This window comes from Pseudomonas sp. 43(2021), from assembly GCF_017490805.1.
Classification (GTDB): Bacteria; Pseudomonadota; Gammaproteobacteria; order Pseudomonadales; family Pseudomonadaceae; genus Aquipseudomonas.
Window position 1 is genome coordinate 1 of sequence record NZ_JAFGYJ010000008.1, and the last position, 17,895, is coordinate 17,895.

At 63.8% G+C, this 17,895-nt stretch carries 20 protein-coding genes; 12 read left to right on the plus strand and 8 right to left on the minus strand.

Features of this window, described 5'->3' with window-relative positions:
* The first annotated feature begins 597 nt into the window (after positions 1-597).
* Positions 598-1,485, plus strand: a complete 888-nt coding sequence (gene rhtA / locus J5M71_RS08910; RefSeq protein ID WP_207831566.1) for a threonine/homoserine exporter RhtA — start codon at positions 598-600, stop codon at positions 1,483-1,485.
* A gap of 190 nt (positions 1,486-1,675) precedes the next feature.
* Entirely contained in the window at positions 1,676-1,957 is a 282-nt protein-coding gene (locus J5M71_RS08915) for a hypothetical protein (protein WP_025338390.1), read from the plus strand.
* A gap of 37 nt (positions 1,958-1,994) precedes the next feature.
* On the opposite strand, the gene J5M71_RS08920 is transcribed toward J5M71_RS08915, so the two are convergent.
* Positions 1,995-3,803 carry an aminopeptidase P family protein gene (locus tag J5M71_RS08920; RefSeq protein ID WP_207831568.1) on the minus strand — a complete coding sequence of 603 codons (1,809 nt, stop codon included), beginning with the start codon at positions 3,801-3,803 and terminating at the stop codon, positions 1,995-1,997.
* Between the two features lie 226 nt (positions 3,804-4,029).
* Between J5M71_RS08920 and J5M71_RS08925 the strand changes: the two genes are divergently transcribed.
* Both J5M71_RS08925 and J5M71_RS08930 read left to right on the plus strand, forming a co-directional pair.
* Complete coding sequence (locus J5M71_RS08925) at positions 4,030-5,142, plus strand: DUF3182 family protein (protein WP_207831571.1); 1,113 nt, start codon at positions 4,030-4,032, stop codon at positions 5,140-5,142.
* Positions 5,126-5,896, plus strand: coding sequence for an alpha/beta fold hydrolase (locus tag J5M71_RS08930; protein WP_207831573.1), 771 nt, complete (start codon positions 5,126-5,128; stop codon positions 5,894-5,896). Before J5M71_RS08925 ends, J5M71_RS08930 begins: the two co-directional genes overlap by 17 nt.
* 2 nt (positions 5,897-5,898) lie before the next feature.
* On the opposite strand, the gene J5M71_RS08935 is transcribed toward J5M71_RS08930, so the two are convergent.
* Together J5M71_RS08935 and J5M71_RS08940 are read right to left on the minus strand one after the other, a co-directional pair.
* On the minus strand, positions 5,899-6,255 hold the full coding sequence (locus tag J5M71_RS08935) for an antibiotic biosynthesis monooxygenase (RefSeq protein WP_207831575.1): 357 nt from the start codon (positions 6,253-6,255) through the stop codon (positions 5,899-5,901).
* Positions 6,256-6,361: 106 nt separating this feature from the next.
* Positions 6,362-7,345 carry a helix-turn-helix domain-containing protein gene (locus J5M71_RS08940; RefSeq protein ID WP_207831576.1) on the minus strand — a complete coding sequence of 328 codons (984 nt, stop codon included), beginning with the start codon at positions 7,343-7,345 and terminating at the stop codon, positions 6,362-6,364.
* A gap of 82 nt (positions 7,346-7,427) precedes the next feature.
* Between J5M71_RS08940 and J5M71_RS08945 the strand changes: the two genes are divergently transcribed.
* On the plus strand, positions 7,428-7,976 hold the full coding sequence (locus J5M71_RS08945) for a cysteine hydrolase family protein (protein ID WP_207831578.1): 549 nt from the start codon (positions 7,428-7,430) through the stop codon (positions 7,974-7,976).
* A gap of 145 nt (positions 7,977-8,121) precedes the next feature.
* Here J5M71_RS08945 and J5M71_RS08950 read toward each other — a convergent pair whose 3' ends face one another.
* Positions 8,122-8,685: an XRE family transcriptional regulator gene (locus J5M71_RS08950; RefSeq protein WP_207831580.1), complete on the minus strand. Its 564-nt coding sequence runs from the start codon at positions 8,683-8,685 to the stop codon at positions 8,122-8,124.
* A gap of 83 nt (positions 8,686-8,768) precedes the next feature.
* Between J5M71_RS08950 and J5M71_RS08955 the strand changes: the two genes are divergently transcribed.
* From J5M71_RS08955 to J5M71_RS08985, 7 genes are all read left to right on the plus strand, one after another.
* Positions 8,769-9,719 carry a DMT family transporter gene (locus tag J5M71_RS08955; RefSeq protein WP_207831582.1) on the plus strand — a complete coding sequence of 317 codons (951 nt, stop codon included), beginning with the start codon at positions 8,769-8,771 and terminating at the stop codon, positions 9,717-9,719.
* Between the two features lie 150 nt (positions 9,720-9,869).
* Entirely contained in the window at positions 9,870-12,785 is a 2,916-nt protein-coding gene (locus tag J5M71_RS08960) for a monovalent cation/H+ antiporter subunit A (protein WP_207831584.1), read from the plus strand.
* Positions 12,785-13,129 (plus strand): Na+/H+ antiporter subunit C, encoded by a 345-nt coding sequence (locus J5M71_RS08965; RefSeq protein WP_013971840.1) that lies wholly within the window; start codon positions 12,785-12,787, stop codon positions 13,127-13,129. Before J5M71_RS08960 ends, J5M71_RS08965 begins: the two co-directional genes overlap by 1 nt.
* Positions 13,126-14,805 (plus strand): monovalent cation/H+ antiporter subunit D, encoded by a 1,680-nt coding sequence (locus J5M71_RS08970; protein WP_207831587.1) that lies wholly within the window; start codon positions 13,126-13,128, stop codon positions 14,803-14,805. The genes J5M71_RS08965 and J5M71_RS08970 overlap by 4 nt, the downstream gene beginning before the upstream one ends.
* On the plus strand, positions 14,802-15,290 hold the full coding sequence (locus tag J5M71_RS08975; RefSeq protein WP_207831589.1) for a Na+/H+ antiporter subunit E: 489 nt from the start codon (positions 14,802-14,804) through the stop codon (positions 15,288-15,290). Before J5M71_RS08970 ends, J5M71_RS08975 begins: the two co-directional genes overlap by 4 nt.
* Positions 15,287-15,565, plus strand: coding sequence for a K+/H+ antiporter subunit F (locus J5M71_RS08980; RefSeq protein ID WP_003259015.1), 279 nt, complete (start codon positions 15,287-15,289; stop codon positions 15,563-15,565). Before J5M71_RS08975 ends, J5M71_RS08980 begins: the two co-directional genes overlap by 4 nt.
* A complete protein-coding gene (locus tag J5M71_RS08985; protein WP_063913967.1) occupies positions 15,562-15,927 on the plus strand; it encodes a Na+/H+ antiporter subunit G in 366 nt (121 codons plus the stop codon). Before J5M71_RS08980 ends, J5M71_RS08985 begins: the two co-directional genes overlap by 4 nt.
* Before the next feature lie 12 nt (positions 15,928-15,939).
* On the opposite strand, the gene J5M71_RS08990 is transcribed toward J5M71_RS08985, so the two are convergent.
* The 4 genes from J5M71_RS08990 to J5M71_RS09005 form a co-directional block, all read right to left on the minus strand.
* Positions 15,940-16,152: a hypothetical protein gene (locus J5M71_RS08990; protein ID WP_003259019.1), complete on the minus strand. Its 213-nt coding sequence runs from the start codon at positions 16,150-16,152 to the stop codon at positions 15,940-15,942.
* Positions 16,149-16,619, minus strand: coding sequence for a hypothetical protein (locus tag J5M71_RS08995; RefSeq protein WP_207831591.1), 471 nt, complete (start codon positions 16,617-16,619; stop codon positions 16,149-16,151). Before J5M71_RS08995 ends, J5M71_RS08990 begins: the two co-directional genes overlap by 4 nt.
* Positions 16,620-17,025: 406 nt before the next feature.
* Entirely contained in the window at positions 17,026-17,220 is a 195-nt protein-coding gene (locus J5M71_RS09000; protein ID WP_025338376.1) for a hypothetical protein, read from the minus strand.
* A gap of 178 nt (positions 17,221-17,398) precedes the next feature.
* Positions 17,399-17,803 carry a TraR/DksA C4-type zinc finger protein gene (locus J5M71_RS09005; protein WP_003259022.1) on the minus strand — a complete coding sequence of 135 codons (405 nt, stop codon included), beginning with the start codon at positions 17,801-17,803 and terminating at the stop codon, positions 17,399-17,401.
* Positions 17,804-17,895 lie beyond the last annotated feature (92 nt).

The following is a 17,895-nucleotide window of genomic DNA, read 5'->3' on the forward strand; positions in this document are numbered from 1 at the left end:
TGTTAGGCCTGCCGCCAGCGTTCAATCTGAGCCATGATCAAACTCTTCAGTTCAATACTGCTTGGGTTTTTAAGAAACCCTAAACTTGGCTCAGCAATCTCAAATGACTATGTGATTTCTCGCATGGCCACTTGTGATGCTGATAATCTTTGTGACTATCAGTCCGTACTCACAAGCACCCACACGAATTGCTTGATTCGATTTGTTAAAGAGCGTTTGGTTAAGAGTTTTTCGTCTCAACCGAGGCGCGCATTCTACGCTTTCCTCATTTGCTGTCAAGCGTTTATTTTGAAGTTTTTTGCGAGAAACTCGTTTGGCTTCAAACACTTGACTCAACAGGGTGGCTGGCTTTGCTTCGCTACCGTGTTGGAGTGGTGCGCATTATAGGGCGGCTTTTCAGGAGGTCAACCTTTAATTTCAATAATTTAGAATCTTTTTGGAGAAGACCGCATCAGGGCCGCCAGGTGCTCGCCACAACACCTTCTGCGCCTGTGAGATCGAGCGCCGAAATAACAACGCCGGGCACCTTGCCCCCACGCGCCGTAATTGCGCACTATATTGCTCACCCCAACCCCACTCAAGGATCGCCGCACAGAAATGAACACCCAGCCCCGCAGCCTGGCCGCTACCCTCTTCCCGATCGGCCTGCTGCTCATCGCCATGGCATCGATACAGTCTGGTGCCTCCCTGGCGAAAAGCATGTTCCCCCTCGTCGGCGCCCAAGGCACCACCACCCTGCGCCTGATCTTCGCCAGCATCATCATGCTGCTGATACTGCGCCCGTGGCGTGTACGCATGACCACCAACACCCTGCGCAACGTCATCATCTATGGCATGGCGCTGGGTGGCATGAACTTCCTCTTCTATATGGCTCTGCAAACAGTACCGATCGGCATTGCCGTGGCACTGGAGTTCACCGGCCCGCTGGCCGTGGCGATCTTCTCCTCGCGTCGGCCGATCGACTTCCTGTGGATTGCCCTGGCCATCGTCGGCCTGCTGCTGTTGCTGCCTGCCGGCCATGGCGGGCAGGCCCTCGACCCGGTCGGCGCCGCCTTTGCCCTGGGCGCAGGGGTGTGCTGGGCGCTGTACATTCTGTTCGGCCAGCGCGCCGGGGCCGAGCACGGTATCCAGAGCGCCGCCCTGGGCGTCGTGGTCGCCGCACTGTTCGTTGCCCCCATCGGTATCGCCCACGCCGGCAGCGCATTGCTCACGCCCGCCCTGATCCCCATGGCCCTAGGCGTCGCAGTGCTGTCCACTGCCCTGCCCTACAGCCTGGAAATGGTTGCCCTCACGCGCATCCCGGCACGCACCTTCGGTACCCTCATGAGCATCGAACCCGCATTTGGTGCACTGTCTGGTCTGCTGTTCCTGGGCGAGGTGCTGACGTTCACCCAGTGGCTGGCTATCCTGGCGATCATTACTGCGTCGGTCGGCACCACCCTGTCCATGCGCACGGAACCCAGCCCGGCCGTCGCAGCAGACTGATATGAGAAATATTTTCATTTGAGACAGGATTAGTGATTGTAGCGGCCCGCCTCGCTGATTAAGCTGTCACCGAATCATCATCTTTGCGCTATCTACTGGACCGAACACGGACGCTGGGGAAATTTCAGGAAGAACCAAAGCGATAACGACGGGGCCAGACAGCGGATCCGCCCTGCATTTAAGGACAGGAATGAAACGTATTTTGCTCATCCTGGCCATCTTGGCTATTGCTGGATGTGCCGCCACGGCCAAGACCGAGGTCAAAAGGGGCAAGAAGGGCCTGCATATCAATTGCTCCGGCCTTTCTTCCTCATGGGACAACTGCTACAGCAAGGCCGCGAGTTCCTGCAGCACGCGCGGCTACCGGGTCATTGCACGCTCGGGCGATAGCGATGAAGAACCCGGTGACTATTTGTTCGGCATCAATCCGGCGGGTTACACCAGCCGCAGCATGATCGTCATCTGCAAGTAGGAAAAGGGCAGCTCGCAAGCTGCCCTTTTCATTTGCCTTACAACGGCGCAGTACGCGCCTGCAGCCAGGCCAGCGCTTCGCCCTTGAGCAAGGGCGCCAGGCGCTCGCGTACCATGGCGTGATAGCCGTTCAACCAGTCCAGCTCTTCCCTGGCCAGCAGCTCGGGCACCAGGCAGCGGGTGTCGATCGGGCACAGCGTCAGGGTCTCGAACTTCAGAAAGTCGCCGAAGGCGCTCTTGCCAGCCTCGCGATTGACCACCAGGTTCTCGATGCGCACACCCCACTGCCCAGGGCGATACGTACCCGGCTCGATGGAGCTGATCATGCCCACCTGCATCGCCGTCTGCGGCGTGGGTGCCGCCTGGTAGGCAATGACTTGCGGCCCCTCGTGCACGTTCATGAAGTACCCCACCCCATGCCCGGTACCGTGGCCGTAATCCACTTGGTCAGCCCAGATCGGTGCCCGGGCAATGGCGTCGAGCAACGGCGACAGCACGCCACGCGGGAAGGTGGCGCGCGACAGGGCGATCATGCCTTTGAGCACGCGCGTGCAATCCTGCTTCTGCGCAAGGCTGGGGTTGCCCACCGGCACCATGCGGGTGATGTCGGTGGTGCCGCCCAGGTATTGGCCGCCCGAATCGATCAGCAGCAAACCATCGCCCTCGATCACCGCATGCGACTGCTCGGTGGCACGGTAATGCGGCATCGCGCCATTGCCATTGAAGGCGGCAATGGTCGAGAAGCTCAGTGACACGAAGCCTGGGCGGCGGGCTCGCGCGGCACTCAGCCGCTCGTCGACCGTCAGCTCGGTAATCCGCTCCCGACCGAGGTTGGCCTCAAGCCAGGCGAAGAACTCGCACAGGGCCGCGCCGTCCTGCTCCATCACCTGGCGGATGTGCACCAGATCGTCATCACCTTTGCACGACTTGCTCAGGGTGCTGGGGTTGAGCCCCTCGACCAACTCTACCTCGGCCGGCAGGTTGTCGAGCAGGCCGCAGGTTACCCGGGCCGGGTCGACCAGCAATCGGCTGCCGGCCGGCATGGCACCAAGGGCCTTGCCGGCTTCGGCGTAGTCACGCACCTCGATACCGTCGACCGCCAGCACCTGGCGTAGATGGTCATCGAGCTTGTCCTGGCCAACGAACAGGATCGCCTGCTGCTGGCTGATCAGGGCAAAGGCCACGAACACCGGGTTGTAGGACACATCGCTGCCGCGCAGGTTGAACAGCCAGGCGATGTCATCCAGGGTGGCGATGAAGTGCCAGTCGGCGCCCTTGGCCTGCACGCTCTGGCGCAACTGCGCCAGTTTTTCCGCCCGGCTCACCGTGGCATGCGGTGGCAAATGCTGGTAGACCGTGTTGCCCGGCAGTGCCGGTCGCCCTTCCCAGACCTGGCTCAGCAGGTCCTTGTCAGTCACCAGTCGCGCCCCGCGCGCTTTCAGCCGGTCACCCAGCTGGCGCGCCGAAGCCAAGGCCATGACCGCACCATCTACCGCAACGTTGCCATTGGGCTCGACGTGATCGCCCAGCCACTCCAGCGCGCCAGGCTTGCCCGGCAACAGCTTCATCAACTCGATGCCACTGCCTGCCAACTCGCGCTCCGCCTGTTCCCAGTAGCGGCTATCGACCCACAACCCGGCAAAGCCAGCCGTGACCACCAGCGTGCCGACCGAGCCGTGGAAACCCGACAGCCACTGGCGCCCCTGCCAGTAACCGGGCAGGTATTCGGAAAGATGGGGGTCGGCCGAGGGTACCAGCAAGGCATCGATGCCCTCTGCGGCCATGACCTGGCGCACCTGCGCCAGGCGCTGCGGCACGCTTTGCCCAAGGGTGGTCTGAACGTTCATGCGCTCTCCTGCGGCTACATCACGGTTGATCCAGTGTGCCGATAATGGAACAGCCGCCCAAGCCCTGCAATCGTGGCGACCGGCACTCGGCATGCATTGCCCGCCACGCCCTGCGTAAAACAGACATTTCCTACAGCATGGCCAGGACCACCGATCAAGTTCCGCTGAACTTCCCCAAAGCAGGGGCTTCACACACAGTACATTCATTACACACAGGCAAAAGACCATGCCCAATGCCTGCGCCCCTAAAAGCGGCGTGGTGCTGCTCGACACCCGCGCGCACACCCCTGACCACGAGCATGCCGTGCATCTGAAGCTTGCCGATGGCCTGGCCCGCCTGCTGGGCTGCCCGCACGTGCAACCCAGCCAGCCTCCGGGCGCCGCCGATGGCTACTACTACCTGCCTACCGAAACCCTGGTCGATCCCAAGCGCCATGCCGCCCTGGGCATCTGCAGCGAGCAAGACCTGTTCGGCGGGCTGGTCGCACACCCCTACATGGCGACCAAGGCAATCTCCCACCCGCTGCCGGCCGGAGCCAGTTTTCCGCCGGGCTGGACCGATGCCTTCGCCCGGCAAGCCAGCGACGCCCTGCTACGCGGCTACACCGTGTTCAGCAAGGCCGATGCGCGCACCGCCGCACAGCTGTTGCTGGCGGACGGCCCGTTGCGGATCAAGCCGGTACTGGCCTGTGCAGGCCGCGGGCAACAGGTCATCACCACGGTGGATGAACTGGAACCACTGCTGGCCCGCATGGATGACCAGGACCTTGCGCTATGGGGGCTGGTGCTCGAAGAAGACCTGAGCGAGGTGCAAACCTTCAGCGTCGGCCAGGTACGCGTCGCCGGCCTGACCTGCAGCTATCACGGCACCCAGCAACTGACCCGTGATCATCAGGGCACGCAAGTGTACGGCGGCTCCGACCTGGTGGTAGTACGCGGTGACTACCAGGCACTGCTGCAACTGCCGCTGGACGAGCCGCTGCGCCTGGCCATCAACCAGGCGATGGCCTACGAACAGGCCGCCGAACAGCACTTCCCCGGCTTCATCGCCTCACGACGCAACTACGACATCGCCCGCGGCATGAACCCTCTGGGTCGCCTGCGCAGCGGCGTACTCGAACAATCCTGGCGCCTGGGCGGCGCCAGCAGTGCCGAGCTGCTGGCCTTGCAGGCGTTTGCCGATGACCCGGCATTGCAACGGGTGCGTGCCTCCACCCATGAAGTGTTCGGCACCCCCGAACTGCCCGCTGACGCCACCCTCTTTTACCAAGGAAACGACAGTGAACTGGGACAACTCAGCAAATTTGCGCGGATTCGCGAACATGACCATTCAGAGTGAAACCGTTGAACTGCAGGTCGAGGATGACAGCATCGTCGGCACCTTGGTCAGCCCTGGCAGCAAGATGCCGGGCATCCTCTTCGTCCACGGCTGGGGTGGCAGCCAGCAACGCGACCTGGCCCGTGCCCGGCATATCACCGGGCTGGGCTGCGTGTGCATGACCTTCGACCTGCGCGGCCACGAAAAAACCGAAAGCCAACGGCTGACGGTGACACGCGAACAGAATCTGACCGACCTGCTGGTGGCCTACGACCGGCTGGTGAGCCACCCGGTCGTCGACCCCAGTGCCATCGCCATCATCGGCAGCAGTTATGGCGGCTACCTGGCCACCCTGCTGACCCGCGAGCGGCCGGTCAGATGGCTGGCCTTGCGGGTACCCGCCATGTACTGGGACGACGAATGGAACCTCCCCAAGCAAACCCTCGACCGGCAACGGCTGAACGCCTACCGCCAGCGCCCGCTCGGCCCGGGGGACAACCGCGCACTGGCGGCCTGTGCCGAGTTCGGTGGTGATGTACTGCTGGTAGAGTCCGAGCAAGACGACTACGTGCCGCACAGCACGCTGATGAGCTACCGCTCGGCATTCGTCAGTGCCCATTCGCTCACCCACCGCATCGTCGACGGTGCCGACCACGCGTTGTCCAGCGAAGAGAGCCAGAAAGCCTACAGCTCGATCCTGGCGGCATGGGTCAGCGAAATGGTCATTGGCGCGCGCCTGGACCGTTACCCGCACTACGCGCCCTGGTATGCCTGAAGCTAACCCACCTGGCAAAGCAGGCTGCCATCGGCGCCACGTACCAGGCTGCGCAGGGTCTGGTAGGCGGCAAAGTTGACGCTACGCGCCTGATGCTGGCCAAGCAGTTCAAGGAACGGCTCCTCGACGAAAAGCACCGCCGCCGCCGCCCACGCCTGGCGGGACTGCCATTGCAGGTACTGCAGCACCCGGCTGCCATCATCACTGGCCTGGATGCTGACACCCAGCAGGCCTTCGCAGCGCGCGGCCAGCTCTTCGCTGCGCGCCACCAGCGCCTGAGCCAACGCCTGCTGGCACCTGCCGGGCACTTCATATTCGATCATCTGGGTAAACCACAGGGGATGAGATGTTGCCGTCATGAAAGGTCTCCTGGCGACGGACGCATGCAGCGCGACGCCGAGCAGGGTAAAACCTCAAGTTATGTCAAGGTCAAGTGGTTTCCACCCCGGGAACGCCCCTCGCGCCCTAACCCGATACCGCGAAGCGCCGCCGGTAATCACTCGGGGTCAGACCGGTGATGCGCTGAAACACCTTGCGAAACGCACCCGGGTCCTGGTAACCGACGCCCCAGGCAATCTGCTCGACATTGCGCCGGGTAAACTCCAGCAAGCGGCACGCCCGCCCCACCCTCACCTGCTGGCAGTACTCGGTCGGCCGTAGCCCCGTGGCAGCACGAAAACGCCGCAGGAAGGTGCGTTCCTCCAGCCCCGCGCATGCGGCCATGCTGGCCAGGTCGGCATCCTGCCCTCCGTTGCCCTGCAACCAGTGCTGCACTTTCAGCACAGCCTCATCGCCATGGTCCAGGCGCGGGTTGAACACGGCACCGGGCAGCGGCGCCGCGACCGGATCGACCGCCAGGTAGCGGGCAGTTTCCCGCGCCACCGTCGCCCCCATGAAGCGCTCCAGCAAGCGCAAGCCCAGCTCGGTCCAGGCCATCAACCCGGCCGAGGTGACGATGTCTCCATCGTCCAGCAACGGTTGCTGGGCCTCGACCCGCACGCGGGGAAAACGCTGGGCAAGCGAATGCACGTAGTTCCAGTGGGTACAGGCCGGGCGCCCGTCGAGCAGGCCACTGGCGGCGATGAAGAACACCCCGATGCACACCGATGCCAGCACCGTTCCGTGCCCGTGCAACTGGCACAACGACGCGCGATGGCGCTCAAGCAGCTCACCCTGGGGTGCCGACTCCAGGCTCGGCGGAATGATCAGTACCTGCAGCTCGGACGCGACGGCAGGTGGGCTCTCTGGGGCAGGCTGCAACTGCCCCGCCTCGTCTGCCTGCCAGAAGCTGATACGCACCGCTGGCAACTCGATGGCCCCCAGTTCGGCAACCACCCGGTTGGCCACCAGGAACAGGTCGGCCAGCCCATGCACGGCAGCACGTTGCGCACCGGGGTACAGCAGCAGGCCGATGTCCAGTCTGGCAGGGTTGTCAGTTTTTGCCCGCATAGTGTCGTTCGCGCCAATCCTCAGGTCAGTGCGCACAGCCTATAACTAACGTCATCCAACGACCACTGCCACAGGAGGCAGCATGAGCAAGCAGGCGCTGATCATCATCGACATCCAGAACGACTACTTCCCGGGCGGCAAATGGACCCTCGATGGCGCCGAGCAGGCGGCTGACAATGCCGCCCGCCTGCTGGCGGCGGCGCGTCAAAGGGGCGATCTGGTAGTGCATGTGCGCCATGAGTTCGACAGCGCCGATGCGCCGTTCTTCGCGCCAGGCTCGCAGGGTGCGGCCATCCACGCCAAGGTCGAGCCGGTGGCGGGCGAGCCAGTGGTCCTCAAGCACAAGGTCAACGCCTTCCTCGGCACAGACCTTGAGCACACGCTGGACCGGCATGGCGTCGAAGCCCTGACCATCGTCGGCAGCATGAGCCACATGTGCGTTGACGCCGCCACCCGCGCCGCGGCCGACCTGGGTTATGACGTGACCGTGGCGCACGATGCCTGTGCCACCCTGCCACTGGAGTTCGATGGCAAGCGGGTGCCGGCGGCGCAGGTGCATGATTCAGTGATGGCAGCGTTGGCGTTTGCCTATGCCAAGGTGGTCAGGACCGATGAGTTGCTGAATAGCTGATCAGTGGAATTTGGGGGCGCTTTGCGCCCCATCGCGACGCAAGGCCGCTCCCACAGGTACCGTGCCAGACATCAGATTTGCGCGGCACCTGTGGGAGCGGCCTTGCGTCGCGATGGGCTGCGCAGCAGCCCCAAAACCGGCTACCTCAAATCACCACATTGCGCACAAACCGCACCGCCTCCGCCCCATCGTTGCGATACGCATATCGGCAATTGCTGGGAAACACATGGAACTGCCCGACCTGCAGGCGATGCTCGGCCCCTTCGATAATCAGCGTCAGTTGCCCTTGCGCTACGTAGATCTGCTCGCTCCAGCCTTCGGCATCAGCCTCGCTGGAATAGCACTCGCCTGGCGCCAACGTCCACTCCCACAGCTCCACCTCGCGTCGCGCCACACTGCTGCCCAGCAGCACCGCCCGGCTCTGCGGGTGCTCACCGGCCCAGGCCAGCTCTTCGATACGCCCGGGGTCGCGCTGGTCAGGCGCCTGGATCAGGGTACTGAAAGCCACGCCCAAGGCTTCGGCAATCAGGTCAAGGGTGGTCAGGCTGACATTCCTTTCGCCCGCTTCGATCGCCACCAGCATGCGCCGGCTGACCCCGGAGCGTTCGGCCAGCGCCGTCTGGCTCATGCCCGCAGCGTTGCGCAGGCTGCGTACATTGAAGCTGACATGTTGCAGCACCGATGCCCGGTGCGAGGAATCATTGTGCACTATATTGCTCACTGGTCGATATTGCGCAGTATACTGCCCACTTTGCGGCGATTGTGCGCCGCCCCCTTCGAGTGCGCAAGACCATGAACCAGCCCAGCAGCAAGCCGACCCCTGCCATTACCTTTCGCCTGAGCAAGGCCGAACTTGTACTGGTTTTCATCACCATGCTGTGGGGCGGCACCTTCCTGCTGGTGCATAACGTGATGACCGTCAGCGGCCCGATGTTCTTCGTCGGCCTGCGCTTCGCTGCAGCCGCCCTGTTCGTTGGTGTGGTCTCGGCGCGGGCGCTGCCAGGGCTGACCTTCACCGAGCTGAAAGCCGGCATGCTGATCGGCGTGTCGATCATGCTCGGCTACGGCCTGCAGACCATGGGCCTGCAAACCATCAGCAGCAGCCAGTCGGCGTTCATCACCGCACTGTACGTGCCGTTCGTGCCGCTGTTGCAGTGGCTGGTACTGGGCCGGCGCCCCGGCCTGATGCCCAGCATCGGTATCGGCCTGGCGTTCATCGGCCTGATGCTGCTGGCCGGGCCGGAGGGCGGCAGCCTGCACTTCAGCGAGGGCGAGTTGGTGACCTTGGTCAGCGCCGTGGCCATCGCCGGCGAAATCATCCTGATCAGCCGCTACGCCGGCCAGGTCGATGTGCGCCGGGTCACCGTGGTGCAACTGGCAACCGCCTCGCTGCTGGCGTTCCTGATGATCGTACCGACCCAGGAGCGCCTGCCCGACTTCTCCTGGCTGCTGCTGGCCAGCGCCGTGGGCCTGGGCGCCATGAGCGCGGTGATCCAGGTGGCAATGAACTGGGCGCAGAAGTCGGTCTCGCCCACCCGCGCCACCCTCATCTATGCCGGTGAACCGGTGTGGGCCGGGATCGTCGGGCGCATCGCCGGTGAGCGCCTGCCGGGCGTGGCACTGCTCGGTGGCTTGCTGATCGTGATCGCGGTGGTGGTCAGCGAACTCAAGGTGCGCCGCCCGCGCGAAGCGACCGAAACACCAGAAGTGCAGAATGAAGGCGAACGCCAGGCCGGCCTGTAAAGCCGCCAACTGCGGCTATGCTTTGTAAAAAACTGTTATAAAAAAACAGCTTGTCACAGCCTGTTTGTAGGATTCTGCGACAGCTTGCGTGTTGGTGATCACCCCCTCGACACGTATGATTCTTTGCAAACTTCTCCAGAATAGAACGCTATGTCATTGATAGTGCTATTGCTTCTGCCGTTCGTGGGCAGTTGCCTGGCAGCCGTGCTGCCGCACAACGCACGTAACGCGGAGTCCATTCTCGCCGGGCTCGTGGCCCTGGTCGGCACTGTCCAGGTAGCACTGCTGTACCCTCAGGTTGCCCACGGTGGCGTAATTCGCGAAGAGTTCCTCTGGCTGCCCAGCCTGGGGCTGAACCTGGTGTTGCGCATGGACGGCTTCGCCTGGCTGTTCTCGCTGCTGGTGCTGGGCATCGGTGCGCTGGTGTCGCTGTATGCTCGCTACTACATGTCGCCGCAAGACCCGGTACCGCGCTTCTTCGCCTTCTTCCTCGCCTTCATGGGCGCCATGCTCGGCCTGGTGATCTCCGGCAACCTGATCCAGCTGGTGTTCTTCTGGGAACTCACCAGCCTGTTCTCCTTCCTGCTGATCGGCTACTGGCACCACCGTGCCGACGCCCGCCGCGGCGCCTACATGGCGCTGATGGTCACGGGCGCAGGCGGTTTGTGCCTGCTGGTGGGTGCCCTGCTGCTCGGCCATGTGGTCGGCAGCTACGACCTGGACAAGGTCCTGGCTGCCGGCAACACCATTCGCCAGCATGCACTGTACCCGGTGCTGCTGCCGCTGATCCTCATCGGCGCCCTGAGCAAGAGCGCACAATTCCCCTTCCAGTTCTGGCTGCCCCACGCCATGGCGGCCCCCACCCCGGTATCGGCTTACCTGCACTCGGCGACCATGGTCAAGGCCGGGGTATTCCTGCTGGCGCGGCTATGGCCGGTGCTGTCGGGTAGCGAGGAGTGGTTCTGGATCGTCGGCGGTGCCGGCGCCCTCACCCTGCTGCTCGGCGCCTTCGCCGCCATGTTCCAGAACGACCTCAAGGGCCTGCTGGCGTACTCGACCATCAGCCACCTGGGCCTGATTACCCTGCTGCTGGGCCTGAACAGCCCGCTGGCTGCCGTCGCCGCGGTGTTCCACATTCTCAACCACGCCACCTTCAAGGCCTCGTTGTTCATGGCCGCCGGCATCATCGACCACGAAAGCGGCACCCGTGACATCCGCCGCCTCAGCGGGCTGATCCGCCTGGTGCCATACACCGCCACCCTGGCCATGGTGGCCAGCGCCTCGATGGCCGGCGTGCCGTTGATGAACGGCTTCCTGTCCAAGGAAATGTTCTTCGCCGAAACGGTGTTCATCAGCTCCACTGCCTGGGTCGAAGCCACGCTGCCGGTGATCGCCACCCTGGCCGGCACCTTCAGCGTGGCCTATGCCCTGCGCTTCACCGTCGATGTGTTCTTCGGCCCCACTGCGCAAGACCTCCCGCATACCCCCCACGAGCCGCCACGCTGGATGCGTGCGCCGGTCGAACTGCTGGTGCTCACCTGCCTGGTGGTGGGCATCTTCCCTGCCCAGTCGGTCGGCCCGCTGCTGGCTGCCGCCGCCCTGCCGGTGGTAGGCGGCACCCTGCCGGAATACAGCCTGGCCATCTGGCATGGCTGGAACGCGCCGCTGATCATGAGCCTGGTGGCCATGAGCGGCGGTATCGTGCTGTACCTGTTGCTGCGCAAGCAGCTGCGCCTGGGCCGCTTCCCCTACCCGCCGGTGATCGAGCGCTTCAACGGCAAGCGCCTGTTCGAACACGGCCAGGTGCAGCTGATGCTGCTGGCCCGGCGCATCGAGCGTCTGCTCACCAGCCGCCGCCTGCAGTCGCAGCTGTTCATGCTGGTGCTCGCCGCCTTCCTCGCCGGCCTCACGCCTATGCTCTACAGCGGCCTGAGCTGGGGCGACCGGCCGAAGATTCCGGGCTCGGGCGTGTTCGTCGCGCTGTGGCTGATCGCCATTGCCTGCGCCATCGGCGCCGCCTACCAGGCCAAGTATCACCGCTTGGCGGCATTGATCATGGTCAGCGTCTGCGGCCTGATGACCTGCATCACCTTCGTCTGGTTCTCCGCACCCGACCTGGCCCTGACCCAACTGGTCGTGGAAGTGGTCACCACCGTGCTGATCCTGCTCGGCCTGCGCTGGCTGCCGCGGCGGATCGAAGGCGTATCACCACTTCCGGGCAGCCTGGAGCGCGCGCGCATGCGCCGCCTGCGCGACCTGCTGCTGGCGGTGCTGGTAGGTGGCGGCATGGCCGTGCTGTCCTACGCCATGCTGACCCGGCCGACACCCAACGACATTTCCTCGTTCTACCTGAGCCGGGCGCTGCCCCAGGGCGGTGGCACCAACGTGGTCAACGTCATGCTGGTCGACTTCCGTGGCTTCGATACCCTTGGTGAAATTACCGTGCTGGTGGCCGTGGCGTTGACCGTGTTCGCCCTGTTGCGGCGCTTCCGCCCGCCGAAGGAAAGCATGCAACTGCCGGCGCAGCAGCGCCAGCTGGCACCCGACGTGGTCACCGACCTGATCAACCCGCGGCATGCCACCGACACCGCCCTGGGCTTCATGATGGTGCCCGCGGTACTGGTGCGCCTGCTGCTGCCAATCGCCCTGCTGGTGTCGATGTACCTGTTCATGCGCGGCCACAACCAGCCCGGTGGCGGCTTTGTCGCCGGCCTGGTGATGTCGGTGGCGTTCATCCTGCAGTACATGGTGGCCGGCACCCAGTGGGTCGAGGCGCAGATGAGCCTGCGCCCGCTGCGCTGGATGGGCACCGGGCTACTGTGCGCAACCCTGACCGGGGTGGGTGCCATGCTGCTGGGCTACCCGTTCCTCACCACCCATACCGCCCACCTGCACCTGCCGTTGCTCGGTGATGTGCACGTGGCCAGCGCGCTGTTCTTCGATGTCGGCGTGTTCACCGTGGTGGTCGGCTCGACCCTGCTGATCCTCACTGCCCTGGCGCACCAGTCGGTGCGCGCCTACCGCCCGGGCAACCCGGCGAAAACCAGCCAAGCAGGAGCCGCCTGATGGAAGAAGTGATTGCAGTTGCCATCGGCGTCCTGGCCGCCTCGGGGGTGTGGCTGATCCTGCGCCCGCGAACCTATCAGGTGATCATGGGCCTGTGCCTGCTGTCGTACGGGGTCAACCTGTTCATCTTCAGCATGGGTAGCCTGTTCATCGGCAAGGAACCGATCATCAAGGACGGCGTGCCACAGGACCTGCTGCACTATACCGACCCGCTGCCGCAGGCCCTGGTGCTCACCGCCATCGTCATCAGCTTCGCCATGACCGCGCTGTTCCTGGTGGTGTTGCTGGCATCGCGCGGCCTGACCGGTACCGACCACGTGGATGGCCGGGAGCGTGACGAATGAGTGGCATGAGCCAACTGATCATCGCGCCCATCCTGCTGCCGCTGGTGACGGCGGCAGTGATGTTGCTGCTGGGCGAGAAACACCGGCAGATCAAGGCCCGGCTGAACCTGCTGTCGACCTTCGCCGGCCTGGCCATCGCGGTCAGCCTGCTGCAGTGGGTGCGCACCCAGGGCCAGGCGGAATCGATCGGTGTCTACCTGCCGGGCAACTGGCCAGCGCCGTTCGGCATCGTGCTGGTGGTCGACCACCTGTCGGCCCTGCTGCTGACCCTCACCGGCATCATCGGTTTCAGCGCCCTGCTGTTTGCCCGCGCCCGCTGGGACGGTGCCGGGGCCAGCTTCCACGCGCTGTTCCAGATCCAGCTGATGGGCCTGTACGGCGCCTTCCTCACCGCCGACCTGTTCAACCTGTTCGTGTTCTTCGAAGTGCTGCTGGCCGCTTCCTATGGCCTGCTGCTGCATGGCTCGGGCCGCGCCAGGGTGCGTGCCGGCCTGCACTACATTGCCATCAACCTGTTCGCCTCGTCGCTGTTCCTGGTCGGCGCAGCGATGCTGTATGGCGTGACCGGCACCCTGAACATGGCCGACCTGGCACTGAAGATTCCGCTGGTACCGGAGGCCGACCGTGGCCTGTTGCACGCTGGCGCGGCGATCCTGGCCATGGCCTTCCTGGTCAAGGCCGGCATCTGGCCGTTGAACTTCTGGCTGGTGCCGGCCTATGCCTCGGCCAGCGCGCCGGTGGCGGCACTGTTCGCCATCATGACCAAGGTCGGCCTGTATGCGGTGCTGCGCCTGTGGACACTGCTGTTCTCCGGGCAGGCCGGGGCCTCGGCGCATTTCGGTGGTGAATGGCTGGTGTACGGTGGCCTGGTCACCCTGGCGGTGGCGGCGGTATCGATCCTGGCCGCGCAGCGCCTGGAGCGCATGGCTGCCCTCAGCATCCTGGTCTCGGCCGGCACCCTGCTCGGCGCCGTCGGTTTTGCTCAGTCGGCGCTGACCGGTGCGGCCCTGTTCTACCTGGTCAACTCGACCTTGGCGCTGTGCGCGCTGTTCTTGCTCGCCGAGTTGGTCGAACGTTCGCGTTCGGCCAACGAAGCGCCACTTGAGGACGAAGAAGGCGCCATGCCGCCACCGCTGGAGTCACTGCACCCGCCCAAGGGCATCAACCTCGACGATGAGCAAAAGGTGGTGATCGGCCAGATCATCCCGTGGACCATGGCCTTCCTCGGCCTCAGCTTCATCGCCTGCGCCCTGCTGATCATCGGCATGCCGCCGCTGTCCGGCTTTGTCGGCAAGCTCAACCTGATCAGCGCGTTGTTCAACCCACAGGGGTTGGGCGTGCCTCCCGAGCAACCGCTGGGCACGGCGGGCTGGGGCCTGGTGGCGCTGTTGATCCTCTCTGGCATGGCCTCGCTGATCGCCTTCGGCCGCGTCGGCATCCAGCGTTTCTGGAAGCCGGAGGAGCGCCCGTCGCCGGTGCTGCGCCGCTATGAATGCCTGCCCATCGTCATCCTGCTAAGCCTGTGCATCATCCTCAGCCTCAAGGCCGAACCGCTGCTGCGCTACACCCAGGACACCGCCGCCAGCCTGCAGGCCCCCGACGCCTATATCGAAGCCGTGATGGCCGCCCGGCCGGTTCCTGGCCCCACCTCGCTCGACGTACAGGTGCAGCCATGAATCGACTGTTCCCCGCACCGCTGTTATCGGTTTCACTGTTCGGCCTGTGGCTGTTGCTGAACCTTTCGGTCAGCCCCGGCAACCTGCTGCTGGCTGCCGCGCTCGGCGTGCTGGCGCCGCTGCTGATGGCGCCGCTGCGCCCGCAGCATGCCCATGTGCGACGGCCGCTGGCCATCGCCCGGCTGATTGGCCGGGTCGGCATCGATGTGATCATGTCCAACCTGCTGGTTGCCCGTGGCGTGCTGCGTGCCGGAAAGCAGCCGCCACGCTCGGCGTTCGTGCACATCCCGCTGGCCCTGCGCGACCCGCATGGCCTGGCGGCGCTGTCGATGATTACCACGGTGGTGCCCGGCACGGTCTGGTCCGAACTGGCGCTGGACCGCAGCGTATTGCTGCTGCATGTGTTCGACCTGGGCGATGAGGCGGCTTTCATCCAGCACTTCAAGGACACCTACGAACGCCCGCTGATGGAGATTTTCCAATGACAGGCCTGCTCGCCAATGCTGTCCTCGCCAGCCTGTTCATCTTCGCCCTGGCCATGGCCCTGGCGCTGATCCGGCTGTTCCGCGGCCCGTCCGCCCAGGACCGGGTGCTGGCACTGGACTACCTGTACATCCTGGCCATGCTGACCATGCTGGTGCTGGGAATCCGTTATGCCAGTGACACCTACTTCGAAGGTGCCCTGCTGATTGCGCTGTTCGGTTTCGTTGGCTCGTTTGCCCTGGCCAAGTTCCTGCTGCGCGGTGAGGTGATCGAATGACTGAAACCCTGCAACTCCCCTTCTGGCTAGAGCTGGTTACCGCCGCGCTGCTGCTGACCGGCAGCCTGTTCGCCCTGATCGGTGCCGTTGGCCTGTTGCGCCTGAAGGACTACTTCCAGCGCATGCACCCGCCGGCACTGGCCTCGACCATTGGTGCCTGGTGCGTGGCACTGGCCTCGATCATCTACTTTTCCTGGCTCAAGGAAGCACCGGTGCTGCACGCCTGGCTGATTCCGATCCTGCTGTCGATCACCGTACCGGTAACCACGCTGTTGCTGGCGCGGGCGGCGCTGTTCCGCAAGCGCATGGCAAACGAGCCGGTCCCTGAAGAAGTCAGCAGCGGCCGCGATCGCGGTAACTGAAGAGTCGCCGCCTCAGCCTTGGGCAAGGCGCTGCAACTCGCGCCGGACCATGGCCGCATAAGGCGGCGGGCCGAGGCGGTACAATTCGCCTGCCACCCAGTTCAACCAGGCGCCTTGCAGTTCTTCGCGCCTGGCCAGCAAACGCTCGGCCTCGGCCACGGCATCTGCCTGGTGCTGCCGATGGAACTCGGCACGCGTTGCAGGCGCGTCGTCACTGTGGGTCATTCACTGGCCTTGAAGGTGGTCAGCTCACCTTTGCGCCATTTGGCAACCTTGCCGGTCACCGCCTTGAGCAACTTGCCAAGGCCTTCCTGCACTTGTTGCTGCGCGGCGAACACCAGCATCACACCGTGGCCTTCACGGAACACGATGCCCTCGCCTTCAGGTACCGACACGAAGGCGTAGTCGCCCACACCATATACATTCAGCTTGATATCGCGAAAGCGCATTTCCAGTTTGCCGCCTTCGCGGCTGGGCAGTACGGCGGCGCGAAAGTGGTCGCCGACCTTCAGCTCCAAACGCTGCTTGTCATCGACCACCAATGCACTTTCGGTATCGATTTCGGCCATGTACAGGCCTTCGGGATTCTGTTCGGTGACATAGACAAAGCGACCCTGAAACAGCTGGGCCAATTTACCGCGCAAGTCGCCCAGGGCGAACAACGCATGGGTATCAAGAGTGCTGACTGCCAATGAAGTAATCCTCAACCGGTTACAACCCGCGCTCACCCAAGTTCGGTGAGACACGGTCATTTCTATCGATAGGCGAAAAGAGTAATAAAACGATATGCGAAATGTCTGTGCCCGCTGGCGATGCAGCGCGCAGGATTCTTTACTCTGGCTTGCCAGATATGGCCACATACAGGCTTTCGGCATATTCCCGATTCGGGAAGCGTAATGCCTGACAGCAAAACCGCCAGGAAAGATGCGGCAGGCAATGCCAGAGCGCACGTGACAACCGGCCCTGCAATTCATCAGCGCATTACTGGGGGAAGAATATGCACGAAAACACCGAAATCCGTCGAGAGGCAAAGTGCATTTCTTGCAGGAGATCGCCCTGAACGACACTCCGCTCGCTCGCCGGAAGCACTCAATGCGCTCAGGCGGCCAGGCCCTTCTTCAACTGCTGCTGCCAGGCCGCCTGGCACTCCAGCGCCTCTTCGCGCGTGGCGAATGCGGTACCACGGCGCTCGCCATTGACCAGCACCACCCAGCAGATACGTTTACCCAGCGCCCGCAGTGTGGCCGGCACACCCGAACCAATCATCACGGCTACATCGACGCGGCTATTCATCATTCCCTCCGGAATTTAATTAGCACCCTAACGATAAAGCCATGATACGCCTGCTCGCGGCGTGGAAACAGCGCATCCCGGTACAGCAGTGTTACCTGCGGGGCAACAAAACCGCCGCCGGCAAGAAACGCAAAAAGCCCCAGGGATCGCTCCGTGGGGCTTGGCGCACCGCGCGGGGTTACACCTGGCGCTGGTGGCGGTCGAGCTGCTCGTGGCGCTCCTGGGCTTCGATGCAGTACTTGGTGGTCGGGCTGATCAGCAGACGCTTCAGGCCGATCGGCTCACCGCTGTCATCGCACCAGCCGAAGCTTTCGTCGGCAATACGGTCCAGGGCCATTTCCAACTGCGGCAGCAGGCGCTGGTCGCGGTCGATGGCATTCACCAGCCAGCTACGCTCTTCTTCGACCGAAGCCACGTCGGCAGGGTCCGACGGGGTGTCCAGGCCTTCGATGGTGGCACGGCTCAGCTCGATGCGTTCATGGGTTTCGACTTTCATCGCCTGCAGCAGGCCAGCGAAGAAAGCCAGCTGGTCAGCGTTCATGTAGTCATCGGCCGACATGGCCAGCAACTGTTCCTTGGTCATCGAATTCTCTATGAAAAAATGTGCATTTGGGCGATTCGGGTGCCGCCGACGCCTTGGCATCGGCAGCGGAATTCTTCAAGCGCCAACCGGCA

Bases quoted from the DNA above. Each gene is read 5' to 3' on its own strand.
- J5M71_RS08925 (WP_207831571.1), top strand. From the start codon at position 4,030: ATGCCCAATGCCTGCGCCCCTAAAAGCGGCGTGGTGCTGCTCGACACC.
- J5M71_RS08955 (WP_207831582.1), top strand. From the start codon at position 8,769: ATGAACCAGCCCAGCAGCAAGCCGACCCCTGCCATTACCTTTCGCCTG.
- J5M71_RS08920 (WP_207831568.1), bottom strand. From the start codon at position 3,803: ATGAACGTTCAGACCACCCTTGGGCAAAGCGTGCCGCAGCGCCTGGCG.
- J5M71_RS08935 (WP_207831575.1), bottom strand. From the start codon at position 6,255: ATGACGGCAACATCTCATCCCCTGTGGTTTACCCAGATGATCGAATAT.
- J5M71_RS08965 (WP_013971840.1), top strand. From the start codon at position 12,785: ATGGAAGAAGTGATTGCAGTTGCCATCGGCGTCCTGGCCGCCTCGGGG.
- J5M71_RS08990 (WP_003259019.1), bottom strand. From the start codon at position 16,152: ATGACCCACAGTGACGACGCGCCTGCAACGCGTGCCGAGTTCCATCGG.
- J5M71_RS08945 (WP_207831578.1), top strand. From the start codon at position 7,428: ATGAGCAAGCAGGCGCTGATCATCATCGACATCCAGAACGACTACTTC.
- J5M71_RS08915 (WP_025338390.1), top strand. From the start codon at position 1,676: ATGAAACGTATTTTGCTCATCCTGGCCATCTTGGCTATTGCTGGATGT.
- J5M71_RS08930 (WP_207831573.1), top strand. From the start codon at position 5,126: ATGACCATTCAGAGTGAAACCGTTGAACTGCAGGTCGAGGATGACAGC.
- rhtA (WP_207831566.1), top strand. From the start codon at position 598: ATGAACACCCAGCCCCGCAGCCTGGCCGCTACCCTCTTCCCGATCGGC.
- J5M71_RS08980 (WP_003259015.1), top strand. From the start codon at position 15,287: ATGACAGGCCTGCTCGCCAATGCTGTCCTCGCCAGCCTGTTCATCTTC.
- J5M71_RS09000 (WP_025338376.1), bottom strand. From the start codon at position 17,220: ATGAATAGCCGCGTCGATGTAGCCGTGATGATTGGTTCGGGTGTGCCG.
- J5M71_RS08940 (WP_207831576.1), bottom strand. From the start codon at position 7,345: ATGCGGGCAAAAACTGACAACCCTGCCAGACTGGACATCGGCCTGCTG.
- J5M71_RS08985 (WP_063913967.1), top strand. From the start codon at position 15,562: ATGACTGAAACCCTGCAACTCCCCTTCTGGCTAGAGCTGGTTACCGCC.
- J5M71_RS08975 (WP_207831589.1), top strand. From the start codon at position 14,802: ATGAATCGACTGTTCCCCGCACCGCTGTTATCGGTTTCACTGTTCGGC.
- J5M71_RS09005 (WP_003259022.1), bottom strand. From the start codon at position 17,803: ATGACCAAGGAACAGTTGCTGGCCATGTCGGCCGATGACTACATGAAC.
- J5M71_RS08970 (WP_207831587.1), top strand. From the start codon at position 13,126: ATGAGTGGCATGAGCCAACTGATCATCGCGCCCATCCTGCTGCCGCTG.
- J5M71_RS08960 (WP_207831584.1), top strand. From the start codon at position 9,870: ATGTCATTGATAGTGCTATTGCTTCTGCCGTTCGTGGGCAGTTGCCTG.